1 protein-coding gene is annotated in these 888 nt (G+C 63.2%); it reads right to left on the bottom strand.

Annotated elements, in window-relative coordinates:
- Positions 1-207: 207 nt before the first annotated feature.
- Complete coding sequence (locus AC1DDG_RS21680) at positions 208-642, bottom strand: acyl-CoA thioesterase (protein WP_476877701.1); 435 nt, start codon at positions 640-642, stop codon at positions 208-210.
- Between the last annotated feature and the right edge of the window lie 246 nt (positions 643-888).

Here is an 888-nt window from a genome sequence, read left to right as displayed (position 1 = left end):
CAGCAGCGCCAAGAAACACTCGATGCCTGCTACGCCCGCAACCCAAACAGATACCGACACAAGCCCACCGCCCCGGGATCACCACTCACTGCCGGCATCAACAACAAAGAAACCACCCCGCTGTCACAAACAGCTTGATAAATACCGGGTCCCGGCCGCCCATGCGGGGAAGGGCCGCTTACAGAGTGGATGCCCGACGGCGGTGCCCTAGTCCTGCTCCAGCGTCTCCGTGAGGTGGTGCGTGGGGATCCGGTCGCGGTCGTAGGTGATCTCGGTGTAGCCGTGCGGCTCCGGTTTGCCGTGCGCACTGAGGTTCACGAACACAATCTCCTCGATGGTGAGGATGCTCTGGCGCGTGATCATGTTCCGCACCTCGGCGCGCATGGTCAGCGAGGTGCGCCCGAAACGCGTGGCGGTCAGGCCCATTTCGATCAGGTCGCCCTGCACCGCGGAGCTGACGAAGTTTATCTCGGAGATGTATTTGGTGACCGCGCGGCCGTTGCCCAGCTGGAGGATGGCGTAGATGGCCGCCTCCTCGTCGATCCACTTCAGCAGGCTTCCGCCGAACAGCGTGCCGTTGGCGTTGAGGTCCTCGGGGCGCACCCATTTGCGCGTGCGGAAAGTGATGTCTGCGGTTGCCATACAGCGAGATTAGCCGACGGCGGCCGGCCGGCTCCGAGTGTGACGGCCGCGGCACTGCCCTGCACCTGCGGCCGGGCCCCGCACGTGCGGCCCTGCCCCCCTGTGTGTCAGGCTCTTGTGTGACAGGTTTCTGTCTGCACCGGACGCGGCACTCGGGCGGGGAAGGTCCATGATGGATTTTGTTATTCCTGTCCGCCAGTCGAATCGTCACTTCACTGTTGACGAGAAAAACGCGATTTTGGATGA

Source organism: Arthrobacter sp. 10L430, from assembly GCF_056395245.1.
Note: the sequence above shows the minus strand (reverse complement) of the source record. Positions and strands in the feature narration are given on the sequence as shown.

Excerpts from the sequence above, each read along its gene's own strand:
- AC1DDG_RS21680 (WP_476877701.1), bottom strand. The coding sequence starts at position 642 with ATGGCAACCGCAGACATCACTTTCCGCACGCGCAAATGGGTGCGCCCC.